Source organism: Pseudomonas sp. S44 (genome assembly GCF_016624805.1).
GTDB lineage: Bacteria > Pseudomonadota > Gammaproteobacteria > Pseudomonadales > Pseudomonadaceae > Aquipseudomonas > Aquipseudomonas machongensis.
Genome location: NZ_JACVTY010000043.1, coordinates 14,262 through 31,569, shown reverse-complemented (window position 1 = coordinate 31,569; position 17,308 = coordinate 14,262). Strand labels below are relative to the sequence as shown.

18 protein-coding genes are annotated in these 17,308 nt (G+C 62.4%); 16 read left to right on the top strand and 2 right to left on the bottom strand.

Annotation, left to right across the window (positions count from 1 at the left end):
* Positions 1-23 precede the first annotated feature (23 nt).
* Genes IAE40_RS23590 through murB form a run of 4 tightly spaced genes read left to right on the top strand, consistent with a single transcriptional unit; the run spans position 24 to position 2,450 of the window.
* Positions 24-209 (top strand): Trm112 family protein, encoded by a 186-nt coding sequence (locus IAE40_RS23590; RefSeq protein WP_054893060.1) that lies wholly within the window; start codon positions 24-26, stop codon positions 207-209.
* Positions 206-970, top strand: a complete 765-nt coding sequence (gene kdsB, locus IAE40_RS23585) for a 3-deoxy-manno-octulosonate cytidylyltransferase (RefSeq protein WP_197889853.1) — start codon at positions 206-208, stop codon at positions 968-970. The genes IAE40_RS23590 and kdsB overlap by 4 nt, the downstream gene beginning before the upstream one ends.
* Positions 970-1,434: a low molecular weight protein-tyrosine-phosphatase gene (locus tag IAE40_RS23580; protein WP_065861203.1), complete on the top strand. Its 465-nt coding sequence runs from the start codon at positions 970-972 to the stop codon at positions 1,432-1,434. The genes kdsB and IAE40_RS23580 overlap by 1 nt, the downstream gene beginning before the upstream one ends.
* Positions 1,431-2,450: a UDP-N-acetylmuramate dehydrogenase gene (murB, locus tag IAE40_RS23575; RefSeq protein ID WP_200603955.1), complete on the top strand. Its 1,020-nt coding sequence runs from the start codon at positions 1,431-1,433 to the stop codon at positions 2,448-2,450. The genes IAE40_RS23580 and murB overlap by 4 nt, the downstream gene beginning before the upstream one ends.
* 100 nt (positions 2,451-2,550) lie before the next feature.
* Here murB and rne read toward each other — a convergent pair whose 3' ends face one another.
* A complete protein-coding gene (rne, locus tag IAE40_RS23570) occupies positions 2,551-5,781 on the bottom strand; it encodes a ribonuclease E (RefSeq protein WP_200603954.1) in 3,231 nt (1,076 codons plus the stop codon).
* A gap of 742 nt (positions 5,782-6,523) precedes the next feature.
* Between rne and rluC the strand changes: the two genes are divergently transcribed.
* From rluC to IAE40_RS23555, 3 genes are read left to right on the top strand one after another with little or no spacing between them, the layout of a single operon-like run.
* The gene (rluC, locus tag IAE40_RS23565) at positions 6,524-7,480 is read left to right on the top strand and encodes a 23S rRNA pseudouridine(955/2504/2580) synthase RluC (RefSeq protein ID WP_200603953.1); all 957 of its coding nucleotides are present in this window, start codon (positions 6,524-6,526) and stop codon (positions 7,478-7,480) included.
* Positions 7,481-7,486: 6 nt separating this feature from the next.
* Entirely contained in the window at positions 7,487-8,167 is a 681-nt protein-coding gene (locus IAE40_RS23560) for an HAD family hydrolase (protein WP_054893066.1), read from the top strand.
* A 2-nt stretch (positions 8,168-8,169) separates the two neighbouring features.
* On the top strand, positions 8,170-9,165 hold the full coding sequence (locus IAE40_RS23555) for a S49 family peptidase (RefSeq protein WP_054893067.1): 996 nt from the start codon (positions 8,170-8,172) through the stop codon (positions 9,163-9,165).
* A gap of 33 nt (positions 9,166-9,198) precedes the next feature.
* Here the strand turns inward: IAE40_RS23555 and IAE40_RS23550 are convergent, their stop codons facing one another.
* Positions 9,199-9,777, bottom strand: a complete 579-nt coding sequence (locus tag IAE40_RS23550) for a Maf family protein (protein WP_200603952.1) — start codon at positions 9,775-9,777, stop codon at positions 9,199-9,201.
* A gap of 95 nt (positions 9,778-9,872) precedes the next feature.
* Between IAE40_RS23550 and IAE40_RS23545 the strand changes: the two genes are divergently transcribed.
* From IAE40_RS23545 to mltG, 9 genes are all read left to right on the top strand, one after another.
* Positions 9,873-10,400, top strand: a complete 528-nt coding sequence (locus tag IAE40_RS23545) for a YceD family protein (RefSeq protein ID WP_081255215.1) — start codon at positions 9,873-9,875, stop codon at positions 10,398-10,400.
* A 13-nt stretch (positions 10,401-10,413) separates the two neighbouring features.
* Positions 10,414-10,596 carry a 50S ribosomal protein L32 gene (rpmF, locus tag IAE40_RS23540; RefSeq protein ID WP_008096416.1) on the top strand — a complete coding sequence of 61 codons (183 nt, stop codon included), beginning with the start codon at positions 10,414-10,416 and terminating at the stop codon, positions 10,594-10,596.
* 3 nt (positions 10,597-10,599) lie between these two features.
* Positions 10,600-11,610 (top strand): phosphate acyltransferase PlsX, encoded by a 1,011-nt coding sequence (gene plsX, locus IAE40_RS23535; RefSeq protein ID WP_081255216.1) that lies wholly within the window; start codon positions 10,600-10,602, stop codon positions 11,608-11,610.
* A 127-nt stretch (positions 11,611-11,737) separates the two neighbouring features.
* Positions 11,738-12,676 (top strand): ACP S-malonyltransferase, encoded by a 939-nt coding sequence (gene fabD / locus IAE40_RS23530; RefSeq protein WP_112897752.1) that lies wholly within the window; start codon positions 11,738-11,740, stop codon positions 12,674-12,676.
* A 17-nt stretch (positions 12,677-12,693) separates the two neighbouring features.
* Positions 12,694-13,434 (top strand): 3-oxoacyl-ACP reductase FabG, encoded by a 741-nt coding sequence (gene fabG / locus IAE40_RS23525; RefSeq protein ID WP_054925392.1) that lies wholly within the window; start codon positions 12,694-12,696, stop codon positions 13,432-13,434.
* Positions 13,435-13,638: 204 nt separating this feature from the next.
* Positions 13,639-13,875 carry an acyl carrier protein gene (gene acpP, locus IAE40_RS23520; RefSeq protein ID WP_054893073.1) on the top strand — a complete coding sequence of 79 codons (237 nt, stop codon included), beginning with the start codon at positions 13,639-13,641 and terminating at the stop codon, positions 13,873-13,875.
* Between the two features lie 175 nt (positions 13,876-14,050).
* On the top strand, positions 14,051-15,295 hold the full coding sequence (gene fabF / locus IAE40_RS23515) for a beta-ketoacyl-ACP synthase II (RefSeq protein ID WP_054893074.1): 1,245 nt from the start codon (positions 14,051-14,053) through the stop codon (positions 15,293-15,295).
* A complete protein-coding gene (gene pabC, locus IAE40_RS23510; protein WP_200603951.1) occupies positions 15,295-16,116 on the top strand; it encodes an aminodeoxychorismate lyase in 822 nt (273 codons plus the stop codon). The genes fabF and pabC overlap by 1 nt, the downstream gene beginning before the upstream one ends.
* A 3-nt stretch (positions 16,117-16,119) precedes the next feature.
* Positions 16,120-17,304, top strand: coding sequence for an endolytic transglycosylase MltG (mltG, locus tag IAE40_RS23505; protein ID WP_197889847.1), 1,185 nt, complete (start codon positions 16,120-16,122; stop codon positions 17,302-17,304).
* The last annotated feature ends 4 nt before the right edge of the window (positions 17,305-17,308 follow it).

Genomic DNA, 17,308 nt, shown 5'->3' with positions numbered 1-17,308 from the left:
CCTTCGGCCTCAAGGACACCTCCATGGACACCAAACTGCTCGATATCCTGGCCTGCCCGATCACCAAAAGCCCACTCAAGCTCAGCGCCGACAAGACCGAGCTGATCAGCAAGGGCGCCGGCCTGGCCTATCCGATCCGCGACGGCATCCCGGTCATGCTGGAGAGCGAGGCGCGCACCCTGAGCGACGACGAGCGCCTGGACAAATGAGCCTGAATTTCACTGTGGTGATTCCTGCCAGGCTGCGCTCCACGCGCCTGCCGGGCAAGCCGTTGCTACCGATCGCCGGCAAGCCAATGATCCAGCATGTCTGGGAACAGGCCCTCAAGAGCGGTGCCTCACGTGTAGTCATTGCTACCGACGATGCCAGTATTCTCGAAGCATGCCAGGCCTTTGGCGCCGAAGTGCTGATGACGCGTGCCGACCATGAGTCGGGTACCGACCGTTTGGCCGAGGTGGTCGCGCATCTGGGCTTGCCGCCAGACGCCATCGTGGTCAACGTGCAGGGCGACGAGCCGTTGATACCGCCGGTGATCATTGATCAGGTGGCCGCCAATCTGGCGGCTCACCCCGAGGCGGGTATCGCAACCCTGGCCGAGCCGATCCACGAGCCGCAAAGCGTGTTCAACCCCAACGCGGTCAAGGTGGTCAGCGACAAGAACGGCCTTGCCCTGACCTTCAGCCGTGCGCCGCTGCCATGGGCGCGCGATGCCTTCGCCAAAGGCCGCGACGTGTTGCCGGAAGGGGTGCCGTATCGTCGCCATATCGGCATGTATGCCTACCGTGTCGGCTTCCTGCAGGATTTCGTCGGTTGGGGCCCGTGCTGGCTCGAGCAGACCGAGGCGCTGGAGCAGTTGCGGGCGCTTTGGCATGGCGTGCGTATCCATGTCGAGGATGCCATCGAAGCGCCGGCAGTGGGTGTCGATACCCCTGAAGACCTGGAGCGCGTACGGCGCTTGCTGGAGGCCTGATGCGCGTATTGTTCGTCTGCCTGGGCAATATCTGCCGTTCACCCACCGCCGAGGGTGTTCTGCGCCACCAATTGCAGGCTGCAGGGCTTGCAGAGCGCGTGCAGGTGGCCTCAGCAGGCACCGGAGACTGGCACGTGGGCAAGGCGCCCGACAGCCGTACCTGCAAGGCTGCACTGGTACGGGGTTATGACTTGTCGCGCCAGCGCGCACAGCAGGTCAAGGCCGCTCACTTCGGTGAGTACGACCTGATCCTGGCCATGGACAAGAGCAATCTGGGTAACCTGCAGGCGCTACGCCCGCAGGATGCTCGCGGCGAGCTCGACCTGTTCCTGCGCAGGTATGGCGCGATGCTGGATGAGGTGCCGGACCCTTACTATGGCGGTGCCGAAGGTTTCGAGCAGGTGCTGGACCTGATCGAAGCGGCCTGTCGCGAGCTGGTCGTGGAAATCAAGGGGCGGTTATGACAGCGCAGTGGCAGGAGCGTGTATCGCTCAAGCCGTTCAACACCTTCGGTATCGACGTCAAGGCGCGCTACCTCGCTTTGGCCCATGACGACGATGAAATCCGCCAGGCTCTGGCAGTGGCTGCGCAACGGCAGTTGCCGGTGCTGGTGGTCGGCGGCGGCAGCAACCTGCTGCTGACCCGCGACGTCGATGCCTTGGTACTGCACATGGCCAGTCGTGGCCGACGCATCCTCAGTGACGATGGCGAGCGTGTCGTGATCGAGGCCGAGGCAGGCGAGCCGTGGCATCCGTTCGTGCAATGGAGCCTGGCGCAGGGCCTGTGCGGGCTGGAGAACCTCAGCCTGATCCCCGGCACGGTCGGGGCGGCACCGATGCAGAACGTCGGGGCGTACGGGGTCGAGATCAAGGATGTGTTCGCAGGCTTGACCGCTCTGGACCGTGAGACCGGCCAGTTGCGTGACTTCACGTTGAACGAGTGTGCGTTCGCCTATCGCGACAGTGTGTTCAAGCGCAACCCGGGCCGTTGGTTGATCCTGCGTGTGCGTTTTGTGCTGAGCCGTACATTGCGTGCGCACCTGGACTACGGGCCGGTTCGACAGCGCTTGCAAGAGCAGGGCGTGCAGGAGGTGACTGCACAGGCCATCAGCGATGCCATCTGCAGCATCCGTCGCGAAAAGCTTCCGGATCCGGCCGAGCTGGGCAATGCTGGCAGCTTCTTCAAGAACCCGGTGGTCTCGGTGCAGTTGGCTGAGAGTATTCGCGCACGTTATCCGAGTCTGGTCGCCTATCCCCAGTCTGAGGGGCAGGTCAAGCTGGCGGCAGGCTGGCTGATCGAGCAGGCGGGCTGGAAGGGCTACCGTGAGGGTGATGCTGGTGTGCATCGCTTGCAGTCGCTGGTGCTGGTCAATTACGGCCACGCGAGTGGCGCACAGTTGCACGCTCTGGCGCAGCGAATCCAGGCGGATATCCTTGAACGGTTTGGCGTCGAGTTGGAGATGGAGCCAAATCTGTACTGATCGCCACCACCAGGCTGGCCCGGCTTTCCTGGGTTTTGAGCGATAAAGAAAAACCCCCGCCAGTTCGCACTGGCGGGGGTTTTTCATTCAACTGCTGGAATCAACCGTGGTGAGGCTTGTGCTCATCCTCGGTGGTTTCCAGTGCCGGGGCAGCTTCGGCGGCAGCCTGGGCTGCGGCAGCAGCAGCGGCAGCGGCTTCAGCCTCACGCTTGCGGCGACGCACTTCACGCGGGTCGTTCGGCGCACGGCCGTTCGGCAGCATGATGGTGGCCGCTTCTTCGACAGCCGGCTCTTGGGCCGGAGCAGTTTCAGCTACGGCAGGGGCAGGCTCTTCGGCAGGGGTTGCTTCAGCGACGACCGGTGCTGCCTCGACAGCCACAGGCTCGACCACGACAGGCTCGATCACTTCGGCTTCGACAGCGGGTGCTTGCTCTACGGCAGTTTCAGCAACCGGTGCTTTCTCCGCTTCGCTCGCTTCCACGGCCGGTGCTTCGGTGGCTGGCGCTTCGACTGCAGGCGCAGGCTCGCTGGTGGCCACTTCGGCCTGTGGTTGTGCAGGCGCTTCGACGACAGGCTCGATGCCTGGTTCGACCACGGTCACAGGCGCATTGACCGGCTGCTCGACGACAGGCGCGATCGCGACTTCCTCAGCTTTGGCGACAACCTCGGCCGGCTCGGCGGGCTGAACCACTTCACGGTCGTCGGCCTCCACGACAGTGGCGGTGGCGCGCTCGGCCTGCTCGTTGGCCTGGGCCTCGGCGTCGGCACTGATATTGCTGCTGGCAACGGCAGCGGTGACTGCCAGGCCTGCGGCCAGTTCGGCACCCAGCTCAGTGGCCTTGTGCTGCTGTGGCTGCTGCTCTTCGCCGGCTTCATCATCGCCGTCGATCAGTTCACCATTGGCATTGCGCTGGCGCTCACGACGGTTGCTGCGGCGACGCTGGCCACGGGAGCGGCGGCGAGGGCGTTCGCCATCGGCACCCTCCTGCTCATCCTGCAGCAGTTCTTCGTTAGGCAGTTGCTCCTCGCTCGCCTCGGCAGCCTGTTCGGCGGCACGTGGCTGGCGCTCTTCGCGCGGCTGGCGTGGTTGGCGTTCTTCGCGTGGTGCGCGCTCTTCACGCTCCTCGCGTGGTGCGCGTTCCTCACGGGCCGGACGCTCTTCACGAGGTGCGCGTTCTTCGCGTGGGGCACGTTCTTCGCGTGGTGCGCGTTCCTCACGGGGTGCGCGCTCTTCGCGGGCTACGCGTTCCTCGCGAGGTGCGCGCTCTTCGCGTGGAGCACGCTCCTCGCGGGCCGCCGGGGCAGTATCCAGTGGCTCGCGCAATTCGCGGACGCGTTCTTCACGATTACCACGGCGGTCTTCGCGTGGTTGACGAGGTGCACGTTCTTCGCGTGGTGCACGTTCTTCACGAGGTGCGCGCTCCTCGCGTGGCTGGCGCTCTTCGCGTGGGGTGCGCTCACTGCGCTCTTCACGCGGTTTGCGGTCTTCATCGCGACGGCCATTGCGGTTGCGGCTCTGCTGACGGCCGTTGCGGCGTTCCTCGTTGCGCTGGCTGCGCTCGGTGGTCGGCTTCTCGGGGGTGGCGGCGGGAGCGACGACGGGTTCTTCCTTGCCGGCGAACAGGCTGACCAGCGACTTGACCAGGCCCTTGAACAGGCTTGGCTCTGGCGCGGCGACAGGCGCTGGAGCGGTTGCAGCAGGTTTTTCTTCGCTCGGGCTAGGCTCAGGGGCGTTGGTGCGAGCCGGAGCGGTCTTCACTGCAGCTTCCTGGCGAACCAGGGTGCGGGTAGCGGTTGGTTGCGGCGCTTCCTCGGCTTCGCTGGTGGCGATTTCGTAGCTCGACTGGTTGTTCAGCACGTCCGGATTGTCGTCGCGCAGGCGCTGGACTTCGAAGTGCGGGGTTTCCAGGTGGTCGTTCGGCAGGATGATGATGCGTGCACGGGTGCGCAGTTCGATCTTGGTGATCGAGTTGCGCTTCTCGTTGAGCAGGAAGGCGGCTACCGGGATCGGCACCTGTGCGCGTACCTCGGCGGTACGGTCTTTCAGTGCTTCTTCCTCGATCAGGCGCAGGATCGCCAGCGACAGGGACTCGACGTCACGGATGATGCCGGTGCCCGAGCAGCGCGGGCAGACGATGCCGCTGCTTTCGCCCAGCGACGGACGCAGGCGCTGGCGAGACATCTCCAGCAGGCCGAAGCGCGAGATGCGGCCGACCTGGACGCGGGCGCGGTCGGCTTCGAGGCATTCGCGAACGCGTTCCTCGACGGCGCGCTGGTTCTTGGCCGGGGTCATGTCGATGAAGTCGATGACGATCAGGCCGCCGATATCACGCAGGCGCAGCTGGCGGGCGATTTCCTCAGCCGCTTCCAGGTTGGTCTGCAGGGCGGTTTCCTCGATGTCGCTGCCTTTGGTGGCGCGCGCCGAGTTGATGTCGATGGAGACCAGGGCTTCGGTCGGATCGATGACGATCGAACCGCCGGACGGCAGGTCGACCACACGCTGGAAGGCGGTCTCGATCTGGCTTTCGATCTGGAAGCGGTTGAACAGCGGGACGCTGTCTTCGTACAGCTTGACCTTGCTGGCGTACTGCGGCATCACCTGGCGGATGAAGGTCAGGGCTTCTTCCTGAGCATCGATGCTGTCGATCAGTACTTCACCGATGTCCTGGCGCAGGTAGTCGCGAATGGCGCGGATGATGACGTTGCTTTCCTGGTAGATCAGGAAGGGCGCGACGCGATCCTGGGAGGCTTCCTTGATGGCGGTCCAGAGTTGCAGCAGGTAGTCGAGGTCCCACTGCATCTCTTCGCTGCTGCGGCCCAGGCCGGCCGTGCGCACGATCAGGCCCATGTCGCCGGGAACGGTCAGGCCGTTGAGGGCTTCGCGCAGCTCGTTGCGCTCTTCGCCTTCGATGCGGCGGGAAATGCCGCCAGCGCGTGGGTTGTTCGGCATCAGGACCAGGTAGCGGCCGGCGAGGCTGATGAAGGTGGTCAGGGCCGCGCCCTTGTTGCCACGTTCTTCTTTCTCGACCTGGACGATGACTTCCTGGCCTTCGCTCAGCACTTCCTTGATGTTCACCCGACCTTCAGGCGACTTCTTGAAATACTCGCGGGAGATTTCCTTCAGCGGCAGGAAGCCGTGACGTTCGGAACCGAAGTCGACGAAGGCGGCTTCGAGGCTGGGTTCGATGCGGGTGATCTTGCCTTTGTAGATGTTGGCCTTTTTCTGCTCACGCGCGCCGGACTCGATATCCAGGTCGTAGAGGCGTTGGCCATCCACCAGGGCTACACGCAACTCTTCGGGTTGAGTCGCGTTAATCAGCATTCTTTTCATGTTGTACCGTCGGTTTCCGGGCTGCCGGAAACGGCGTTCGGCACACACGACTTCTCATGGTCGGTGCCAAGGTGCGCAAAGGGTGGCGTGCCACCCCCGTGTCCAACGACGTTCGGCACCAGCCGGTTGCCCAGCCTGCCGTTGTCGCGACGACGCGTCCTGTTTGCTGCGGTGCCTATCGCACTCAGTCAGGAGGAGGAATCAGCCGAGGGCCGTGGACGCCTCTGGGGCATCTGCAAACACCGGTTCCGCTCGCCGGGCCATTACAGTGGGCCGGTGGCCGGCCGTGCTGTACGGTCCGGGCTGTACATCTCCACCCTGCACGTATCCCTGATAATTCGGGTGCTGCCGCGCGCTGAATCCGCAACGGGTTGCATTTTTCGCCAGCGCAGATTCTGGGCTGGCGCCATTCATGTCCAAGGCAGGTATTTCCGAAGCATTCGCCAGGCGCTGCACGGAAGCGACGAGGCGGGGCAGGGGCATGCGAAAAAGAACAGGAGGGAGGTGAAACACCGCACTTGTCGTTTTTTTTCGTTCTTCTCTGCTCGGCGCTGGTGGCGATTCCAGGCATTTCGGTAAACTGGCGAAAACCCCGTCGGACGGCCTCGCGTCCTCGAGAATTGCGTTGGTCAGGGCCGGTTCGAAACCGTGCGGTACTGACCTACCGCTTTTGGCGGCGTTCGCGACTATAGCAGTAATCATTAAGTGCTTCAATTCCATAAAAAATTGTTATGATCCAGCAATGACGACCAATAATCCCCCGACTTCCGGCGTTCAGCTGATCGAAGTCGCGCCGGAACTTGCCGGCCAACGCATCGACAACTTCCTCATCACGGCCCTCAAGGGCGTGCCCAAGACCCTGGTCTATCGCATCCTGCGCAAGGGTGAGGTACGGGTGAACAAGGGGCGCATCAAACCCGAATACAAGCTGCAGGCTGGTGACATCGTGCGTGTGCCGCCTGTCCGATTGCCCGAGCGCGACGAGCCGGCTCCCGTGGCGCAGGGGTTGTTACAGCGGCTGGAGGCGGCGATCGTCTACGAAGACAAGGCACTGATCGTGATGAACAAGCCCGCCGGTATTGCCGTGCACGGTGGCAGTGGCCTGAGTTTCGGGGTGATCGAGGCGCTGCGCCAGTTGCGTCCGGATGCCAAGGAGCTCGAATTGGTGCACCGGCTGGACCGCGATACGTCGGGCTTGCTGATGATCGCCAAGAAGCGCAGCATGCTTCGTCACCTCCACGCAGCGCTGCGCGGTGATGGCGTCGACAAGCGCTACATGGCGTTGGTGCGTGGGCACTGGCCAACGTCGAAGAAGCAGGTCAATGCGCCCTTGCAGAAAAGCAACCTGCGCTCTGGCGAACGCATGGTCGAGGTAGACGAAGAGGGCAAGGAGGCGTTGACGCTGTTCCGCGTGCTGCGTCGCTTCGGTGAGTTCGCCACGATGGTCGAGGCGCGTCCGATTACCGGTCGCACCCACCAGATCCGTGTGCACACGCTCCATGCCGGGCACATGATCGCCGGTGACAGCAAGTACGGCGATGAAGACTTCACCCGCGAAATTCGTGATCTGGGGGGCAGGCGCCTGTTCCTCCACGCTTATGCATTGACCGTGCCCCTGCCGGACGGTGGCGAATTGAAGCTCGAGGCGCCGGTGGACGAGATGTGGGCCAAGACCCTGGAGCGCCTGAGTGCGACCTGACCTGTCATGAGCAAACCCTACGAGCTGCTGATCTTCGATTGGGATGGCACCCTTGCCGACTCCATCGGGCGCATCGTCGAAGCGATGAATGCCGCTGCCGAGCGTGCCGGCGAGGCTCCCAGTGCCGACGCTGCGGTCAAGGGCATTATCGGCCTGGCCCTGAGCGAGGCGATCTCGGTGCTTTATCCGCATCTGGATGCCCGGCAGCTCGAGATTTTTCGCCAGCACTATGCAGATATCTACACGGCGCTGGATCAGCAGCCCTCACCGCTGTTCGAAGGGGTGGTGGAATCGCTGGAAGCCTTCCGTAGCGAGGGCTATCGTCTGGCGGTGGCCACCGGCAAAGCGCGTCGTGGGCTCGACCGGGTGCTCAAAGCCAATGGCTGGGAAGGGTATTTCGATATCACTCGGGCCGCTGATGAAACCCGCGGTAAACCCCATCCGTTGATGCTTGAGGAAATTCTCGCCCATTGCCGGGTCGAACCTGGCAGGGCGCTGATGGTCGGAGATTCGGCATTCGATCTGCAGATGGCCAGTAATGCAGGCATGCACTCGGTTGCGGTGGGGTATGGCGCGATGTCGCTGCAGGCGCTGAGCGAATTCGGGCCGCAGGTGTGCGTCGAGCATTTTTCACAGTTGCGTGAGTGGCTGGCTGGTCCCGCGCAGCTTCAACTCCAAGGTAGGTGAGCATGGCTGACGAGTGGAAAGCCCCTGAGTCCGAGGGTGCAGCGCAGGACAAGGAGGAGCGCAAGAGCTGGAAGCTGCTCGAGAAGACGCTCCTGGCGGGTGTTCAGGAGCAGCGTCGTGCGCGGCGCTGGGGGATCTTCTTCAAGCTGCTGACCTTTCTCTACCTGTTCGGTCTCCTGTTCCTGTTCTCGCCGCTGATGGATATGGAGAGCACGGCTTCGCGCAGTGCCAATCATACCGCCTTGGTGGAAGTGCGCGGGGTGATTGCCGATCAGGAGGCTGCCAGCGCCGACAACATCATCAAGAGCCTGCGTGAGGCGTTCAAGGACGCCAAGACCAAGGCTGTGGTGATGCGCATCAACAGTCCGGGCGGCAGCCCAGTGCAGGCGGGTTACGTATATGACGAGATTCGTCGGCTGCGTGCTGAATATCCGGCAATCAAGCTGTATGCGGTAATCACTGATCTTGGTGCTTCGGGCGCCTACTACATCGCCAGTGCGGCGGACGAGATCTACGCTGACAAGGCCAGCCTGGTCGGATCCATTGGTGTAACTGCCGCCGGCTACGGCTTCGTCGGCGCCATGGAGAAGCTTGGTGTCGAGCGTCGTGCCTATACCTCTGGTGAGCACAAGGCCTTCCTCGACCCGTTCTCGCCGCAAAAGCCTGAAGAGACAGCGTTCTGGCAGGGTGTGCTGGATACCACGCACAATCAGTTCATCGCCATGGTGAAGCAGGGGCGAGGTGAGCGTCTGAAGGACAAGGAGCATCCCGAGCTGTTCAGTGGTTTGATCTGGTCGGGCGAGCAGGCCAAGGCGCTAGGCTTGATCGATGGCCTGGGCAGTGCCAGCTATGTGGCGCGTGACATCGTCGGCGAGAAGGAGTTGGTGGACTTCACGGTGCAGGAATCGCCGTTCGATCGCTTCTCCAAGCGTATCGGTGCCAGCGTCGCCGAGCGTCTGGCCATGTACATGGGCTTCCAGGGGCCATCCCTGCGTTGATTCATGAGTGGGGCTGCCGGGCAGCCCCGTCTTTCAGGGTAGCTGCACACCTTCTGCGTGCAGCATGTCTACCAGGCGAATCAGCGGAAGCCCGATCAGGCTTGTCGCATCGCAGCCGTGGGTGCTCTGGAACAGTGTCACCCCCAATCCCTCCGCCTTGAAGCTCCCTGCGCAGTCCAATGGTCGCTCTGCCTGCACGTAGCGCTCGACCCGTTCGCGGTCCAGTTCGCGCAGGGTTACGGTGAACGGTATGCAGTCGACCTGGCATTGCCCTGTGTTGCTGTTGAGCAGGGCGAGGCCGGTCAGGAAGGTGACTTGCTGGCCGCTGGCGGCCAGCAATTGCTCGCACGCGCGTTCGAAGGTGTGTGGCTTGCCAAGGATCTGCTCGCCCAGCACGGCGACCTGGTCCGAGCCGATGATCAGGTGTTGCGAATGGCTGTTCGCCAGAGCTTCGGCTTTTTGTCGGGCCAGGCGACGAACCAGGTCGGTAGCCGGCTCCTCGGCAATGCGCCCTTCGTCTATATCGGGGCTTGCCCAGGTGAAAGGCAGGCGCAGGCGCTGAAGCAATTCGCGCCGGTAGGGGGAGCTTGAAGCAAGCAGCAGGGGAAGCATGGTAGACTCCTTCGCAATTGAACCGATTCTAACATGCGTGATGCCGCCTAATTTCCTTTGACAGGGGCGGGGGGCATCCCTAGAATGCTGCGCCTATGTTGAATGACCCGATTCCACCTCACGTTGACCCGCGCAAATTAGCCGATCGTGGCGTAACCCTCCAAGGTTCGCTGCAACTCGCTGATTTGGAAAGACTCTGCGACCCGCTTTCCGATAATGTCGGTACGGTGCAGGCGAAGTTCGATTTTGAGCGAGACGAGCAGCACGTTGTGGTTATCCACAGCGATCTGAATGTCGAAGTCAAAATGGTTTGCCAGCGTTGTCTTGAGCTGGTCACCCTGCCGATCCACAGCGAATGTACTTATGCCGTGGTGAAGGAGGGTGCGAATACCCAGTCGTTGCCGAAAGGCTATGACGTGCTGGAACTGGGCGAAGATCCTTTGGATCTGCAGGCGCTGATCGAGGAGGAGCTTTTGCTCGCCCTCCCCATCGTGCCTGCTCACCATCCGGAAGAATGCCAGCAGCCGGCGGGCGCAGACGAGCCCGAATCGAGCAAGGACGAGGTATCGCGGTCCAACCCGTTCAGTGTCTTGGCGCAGTTAAAGCGTGACCCAAACGTTTAGGAGTTAATCAATTATGGCTGTTCAGCAGAACAAAAAATCCCGCTCTGCCCGTGACATGCGCCGTTCGCACGACGCCCTGTCGGAAAACGCGCTGTCCGTAGAGAAGAGCACCGGTGAAGTACACCTGCGCCACCACGTTTCGCCAGAAGGCGTATACCGTGGTCGCAAAGTGATCGACAAGGGCGCTGACGAGTAATCCTTGTCCGCTCAGATCATCGCGATCGACGCAATGGGCGGGGACTTCGGTCCCCGCAGCATTGTCCAGGCTAGCATTGCCTGCCTTTCGGCTACCCCCTCGCTGCACCTGACCCTCGTCGGTCAACCCTCTCTCCTTGAAGAACTTGTCAGTGGCCTTGCAGCTGCCGATCGTGCGCGCCTGCAAATTGTCGCGGCGAGCGAGGTGGTGGGCATGGACGAGCGGCCTTCGCAGGCGTTGCGCGGCAAGCCTGATTCGTCGATGCGCGTCGCCCTCGAGCTGGTGCGTGACGGCAAGGCGCAGGCCTGTGTGAGCGCCGGGAACACCGGGGCGCTGATGGCGCTGTCGCGCTTTGTCCTCAAGACGCTGCCGGGCATCGATCGCCCCGCCATGGTGGCGGCGATTCCGACCCAGGCTGGCTATTGTCAGTTGCTCGACCTGGGGGCCAATGTCGATTGCAGTGCCGAGAACCTCTACCAGTTCGCCGTGATGGGGTCGGTGGCGGCTCAGGCGCTGGGGATCCAGCGACCGCGCGTGGCGTTGCTCAATGTCGGTACCGAGGATATCAAGGGCAACCAGCAGGTCAAACTGGCGGCCAGTCTGTTGCACAATGCCCGTGGGCTGAACTACATCGGTTTTGTCGAAGGCGATGGCCTGTATCGCGGCGAGGCCGATGTGGTGGTGTGCGACGGCTTCGTCGGCAATATCCTGCTCAAGTCCAGCGAAGGGCTGGCGAGCATGATCGGTGCGCGTATAGAGGCGCTGTTCAAGGGTGGGCTGTTTTCTCGTGCGGCCGGGGTGGTGGCGATGCCGTTGCTCAGGCGCCTGCAGGCTGACCTGGCACCGGCGCGACACAATGGCGCAAGTTTTCTCGGTTTGCAGGGGATCGTCATCAAAAGTCATGGTTCGGCAGGCGTACAGGGCCTGCAGAGCGCCATCCAGCGCGCGCTGATCGAGATCCAGGAAAACCTGCCGCAGCGGCTGCACGGTCGTCTCGAAGACCTGTTGCTTTAGGCATATTGGCGATGAAGTGGTTAAATGTGACCGCTTGGTCTGCGTTTCCATCCAAGTTTTCAGATTCCGCGCCTCGCCATTGGTGGGGCGCACCCTATCCGACGACAAGATCATAAGGGCTTGTTCAATGTCTGCATCCCTCGCATTCGTCTTTCCTGGTCAAGGCTCCCAGTCGCTGGGCATGCTCGCCGAGCTCGGCGCTGAAAAGCCGGTAATCGTCGAGACCTTCAAGGAGGCTTCCGAGGCTCTGGGCTACGACCTGTGGAAGCTGGTCCAGGAAGGTCCGGAAGAACAACTCAATCAAACCGACAAGACCCAGCCGGCGATCCTGACGGCCTCGATCGCCCTTTGGCGTCTGTGGCTGGAGGAGGGTGGTGCGCAACCCGCCCTGGTCTCTGGTCACAGCCTGGGTGAGTACAGTGCCCTGGTCGCTGCCGGTAGCCTGTCGCTCAAGGACGCCGTTCGCCTGGTCGAGCGCCGTGGCCAGCTGATGCAGGAAGCCGTGCCTGCAGGTCACGGTGCCATGGCTGCGATTCTCGGCCTGGATGATGCTGATGTGGTAGCCATCTGCGCCGAGGCTGCCGAGGATGAAGTGGTCAGTGCGGTCAACTTCAACTCCCCGGGCCAGGTCGTCATCGCCGGTAACAAGGCGGCGGTCGATCGTGCGATCGAGCTGTGCAAGGCCAAGGGCGCCAAGCGTGCGCTGCCATTGGCGGTCAGCGTGCCGTCGCATTGTGCGCTGATGAAGCCGGCTGCCGAGCGTTTCGCTGAAGCGGTCAACGCCATCGAGTGGAAGGCGCCGCAGATTCCGGTAGTGCAGAACGTCACCGCCGCCATCGCCGCCGATCTCGACGCACTCAAGCGCGACCTGTTGGCGCAGTTGTACCAGCCGGTACGTTGGGTGGAGTGTGTGCAGACCCTGGCGGCCAGCGGTGCGGTCAATCTGGTCGAGTGCGGCCCGGGCAAGGTCCTGGCTGGCCTGAACAAGCGTTGCGCCGATGGCGTTACCACCTACAACCTCAATACCCCTGACGCCGTCGCCGCCACCCGCGCGGCGCTGGCCTGATATCTGGAGAAACTTGCATGAGCCTGCAAGGTAAAGTTGCACTGGTCACCGGCGCCAGCCGTGGTATCGGCCAGGCCATCGCCCTGGAACTGGGCCGCCAGGGCGCTACCGTAATCGGTACCGCCACTTCCGCTTCGGGTGCCCAGCGTATCGCCGAGACCCTCAAGGAGCACGGTATCACCGGTACCGGTCTTGAGCTCAATGTCACCAGCGAAGAGTCCGTGAGTGCCGTGCTGGCAGCGATCACCGAGCAGTTCGGTGCTCCGGCGATCCTGGTCAACAATGCCGGCATCACCCGCGACAACCTGATGCTGCGCATGAAAGATGAAGAATGGTTCGATGTCATCGACACCAACCTCAACAGCCTCTACCGTCTGTCCAAGGGCGTGCTGCGCGGCATGACCAAGGCGCGCTGGGGTCGTATCATCAGCATCGGTTCGGTTGTCGGGGCCATGGGTAACGCCGGCCAGGCCAACTACGCCGCTGCCAAGGCGGGCCTCGAAGGTTTCAGTCGAGCCCTGGCGCGTGAAGTGGGCTCGCGCGGTATCACTGTAAACTCGGTCACCCCGGGCTTCATCGATACCGACATGACCCGCGAGCTGCCCGAAGCGCAGCGTGAAGCGCTGCAGACCCAGATTCCGCTGGGCCGCCTGGGTCAGGCCGAGGAGATCGCGAAAGTGGTTTCCTTCCTGGCATCCGACGGCGCAGCCTATGTCACAGGCGCTACCGTGCCGGTGAACGGCGGGATGTACATGTAACATCAGCAACTCAATGTGACGGATTGCTTAAAAAAACAGTCATACTGCAAGCCTAAAATCCGTTATAAAGCTGCAACCAGATTCCAGGTGGCAGGCCGGGTGTCTCTCGTGAAGGCGCGTTACGCTTGAAAAGCAGGCGTCTTCCTATAAACTTGGTCACCGGCCAGCTGCATGACATATGTCCATTAGGAGTGAAAACTAGGTATGAGCACCATCGAAGAACGCGTCAAGAAAATCGTCGCCGAGCAACTGGGCGTCAAGGAAGAGGAAGTCAAGAACGAATCTTCCTTCGTTGATGACCTGGGTGCCGATTCGCTTGACACCGTTGAGCTGGTGATGGCTCTGGAAGAGGAATTCGAGACCGAAATCCCTGACGAAGAAGCCGAGAAGATCACTACCGTTCAAGCTGCAATCGACTACGTCAACAGCCACAAGGCCTAAGACGTTCCAGTCGACGCTTCTTGTCGGGAAAAACCGCACTGCCTTTGCCGGCGTGCGGTTTTTTCTTTGCGAGCCATTGGCGTCATTCACCGGGCAATCGAGAGCCTGTTGCCATTTCATTCGGCCATGCTGAATGCAATCGCAAGAGACTCTGTTATTAGAAAAGGAGAGTGCTGTGTCGCGTAGACGCGTCGTGGTCACCGGTATGGGTATGCTGTCGCCACTGGGTACTGATGTACCAAGCACCTGGCAGGGCATTCTGGCTGGCCGCAGTGGCATCGGTCCGATCGAACACACGGACCTAAGTGCCTACTCCACCCGTTTTGGCGGCTCGGTGAAGGGCTTTGAGGTCGAGCAGTACCTGTCGGCCAAGGAAGCTCGCAAGCTTGACCTGTTCATCCAGTACGGTCTGGCGGCCGGTTTCCAGGCGGTGCGCAATGCTGGCCTGGAAGTGACCGACGCCAACCGCGAGCGTATCGGCGTGGCCATGGGGTCGGGCATCGGTGGCTTGACCAATATCGAAGACACCAGCCGAACCCTGCATGAGCAAGGGCCGCGCCGGATTTCGCCATTCTTCGTCCCCGGCTCGATCATCAACATGATCTCCGGCTTCCTGTCGATCCACCTTGGGCTGCAGGGGCCCAACTACGCTATTTCCACTGCGTGCACCACCGGTACCCACTGTATCGGCATGGCTGCGCGCAATATCGCCTATGGCGAGGCCGACGTGATGATCGCCGGCGGTGCGGAAATGGCGGCGTGCGGCTTGGGCATGGGCGGTTTCGGCGCCTCGCGGGCGCTTTCGACTCGCAATGACGAGCCGTCCCGTGCCAGCCGTCCGTGGGACAAGGGGCGTGATGGCTTTGTGTTGTCCGATGGTGCCGGCGCCCTGGTGCTGGAGGAGCTCGAACATGCCAAGGCACGTGGCGCGACGATCTATGCCGAGCTGGTCGGTTTCGGCATGAGCGGCGACGCGTTCCACATGACATCGCCACCGGATACCGGCGACGGCGCTGCACGCTGCATGGTCAACGCCCTGCGTGATGCGGGTGTGAAGCCTGAAGAGGTCAGCTACATCAACGCCCACGGCACCTCGACTCCTGCTGGCGATATCGCCGAAGTGGCGGCCATCAAGCGTGTCTTCGGCGAGCACGCCTACAAGCTGGCCGTCAGCTCGACCAAGTCGATGACCGGCCATCTGCTGGGGGCTGCCGGTGCGGTAGAAGCGATCTTCAGCGTGTTGGCGATCAACAGCCAGATGGCGCCGCCGACCATCAACCTGGACGAGCCCGACGAAGGTTGCGATCTGGACTTCGTGCCGCACCAGGCGCGCAGCATGCCGATCGATGTCGTGCTCTCCAACTCCTTCGGCTTTGGCGGTACCAACGGTTCGCTGGTATTCCGCCGGTTCGCCGATTGATGCACAGCTGGATCGACGGTCAGCCGGCGACTGCAGTCAACCTGCAGAACCGCGGCCTGGCCTATGGCGATGGTCTGTTCGAGACTATCGCCGTGCGCGGCGGCAGGCCCAGCCTGCTGTCGCGACATCTTGAACGTCTCGCGCTGGGTTGCCAGCGGCTGGCAATCGATATCGATCTTGCGCTTGTTCACGACGAGTTGCTGCGCTACGCCAGTCAGCTCGGTGAAGGCGTAGCCAAACTGATCGTCACTCGTGGTGATAGCCAGCGCGGCTATGCGCCCGCCTCCGGGGCCTTGGCCCGACGTATTCTCCAGGGTGGTCCAAGGCCAGCTTATCCTGCGGGCAACGCGGAGCAAGGCATCGGGCTGTTCGACTGCCAGACCCGTCTTGCGCAGCAACCGCTGCTGGCCGGGCTCAAGCACCTCAATCGCCTGGAGCAGGTAATGGCTCGCGCCGAATGGCAAGACTCTGCCTGTGCCGAGGGTCTGATGCGTGACGTGCAGGGGCACCTGATCGAAGGGGTCTACAGTAATCTGTTCCTGGTCCGCGACGGCGTGCTGCTGACTGCCGACCTGAGCCGCTGCGGCGTGGCAGGCGTCATGCGCGCTGCGCTGCTGGACGAAGCACCGGCGCTGGGTATCGAAGTCCGGACCGGCGACCTTGTGCAAGCCGATCTGGAGGCGGCCGACGAGGTGTTCGTCTGCAACAGCGTGTATGGAATTTGGCCCGTGCGTACGTTCGCAGCGCTCAACCTCGACTGGCCGGCCGGGCCGCTCACCCGTAAACTGCAGGCCGTTGCCCGTACGTTACTGGATACCTGATTCGTGAGACGCAAAATCCTGCTGCTGCTGGAAATGGGCCTGATCCTTGCCGGCCTGGCCGTAGGCTGGTCGGCCTGGAAGGTTAACTCGGTCCTGGAGCAGCCGCTGCATGTCACCGAAGAGCGCCTGCTCGATGTGCCCAATGGCACCAACCCCAACCGCATGTTCTACCGCATGCAGAGCGAGGGGCTGCTCGACGATGCCTTCTGGTTGCGTCTTTACTGGCGTTTCAACATGGCTGGCACCGCACTGCATACGGGTGAGTACCGCCTGACGCCCGGAATGACCGTCGAAGCCCTGTTCGACGCCTGGCGCCGTGGCGATGTGGTGCAGTACAACCTCACCCTGGTCGAGGGGTGGACCTTCCGCCAGGTGCGCACGGCCGTGGCCAGGCATGAAAAGATCAAGCACACCCTCGACGGGCTCTCCGACACTGAAGTGATGGACAAGCTTGGGCATACCGGTGTTTTCCCTGAGGGGCGTTTCTTCCCGGACACCTATCGCTTCGTGCGCGGCATGACTGATGTCGAACTGTTGCAGCAAGCCTACATGCGCCTTGAGGAGGTGCTGGCCAAGGAGTGGGCGGATCGGGTGACCGATTTGCCATACCGTGATCCCTACCAGGCGCTGATCATGGCCTCGCTGGTGGAGAAGGAAACCGGTATTCCTCAGGAGCGAGGGCAGATCGCAGGCGTATTTGTGCGCCGCCTTCGCTTGGGCATGATGCTGCAGACCGATCCTACGGTTATCTACGGCATGGGTGAGCGCTATAACGGCAAGATCACGCGTGCCGACCTGCGTGCACCGACACCCTACAACACATACACCATGACCGGCCTGCCGCCGACACCGATCGCCATGGTCGGACGCGAAGCGATTCACGCCGCGCTGAATCCGTCAGACGGTACCAGCCTGTATTTCGTCGCGCGTGGCGATGGCAGCCACGTCTTCTCCGATGACCTGGACGACCACAATACGGCTGTGCGCGAATATCAGCTCAAGCGCCGCGCCGACTACCGTTCCAGTCCGGCGCCACAAGCCCCGCAGGGCACGGCCGATCAGGCACCGGACGCCGAGCCGCCAACTGAAGCCGCGCCTCGGTCCGGCGAAGCCCTTGAAGGCGCGCCAACCCAGTCCGCCGAAGAGCCCGCGCCCGCACAAGCGCCGGCGCCCACCGAAAAACAGTAAGGAA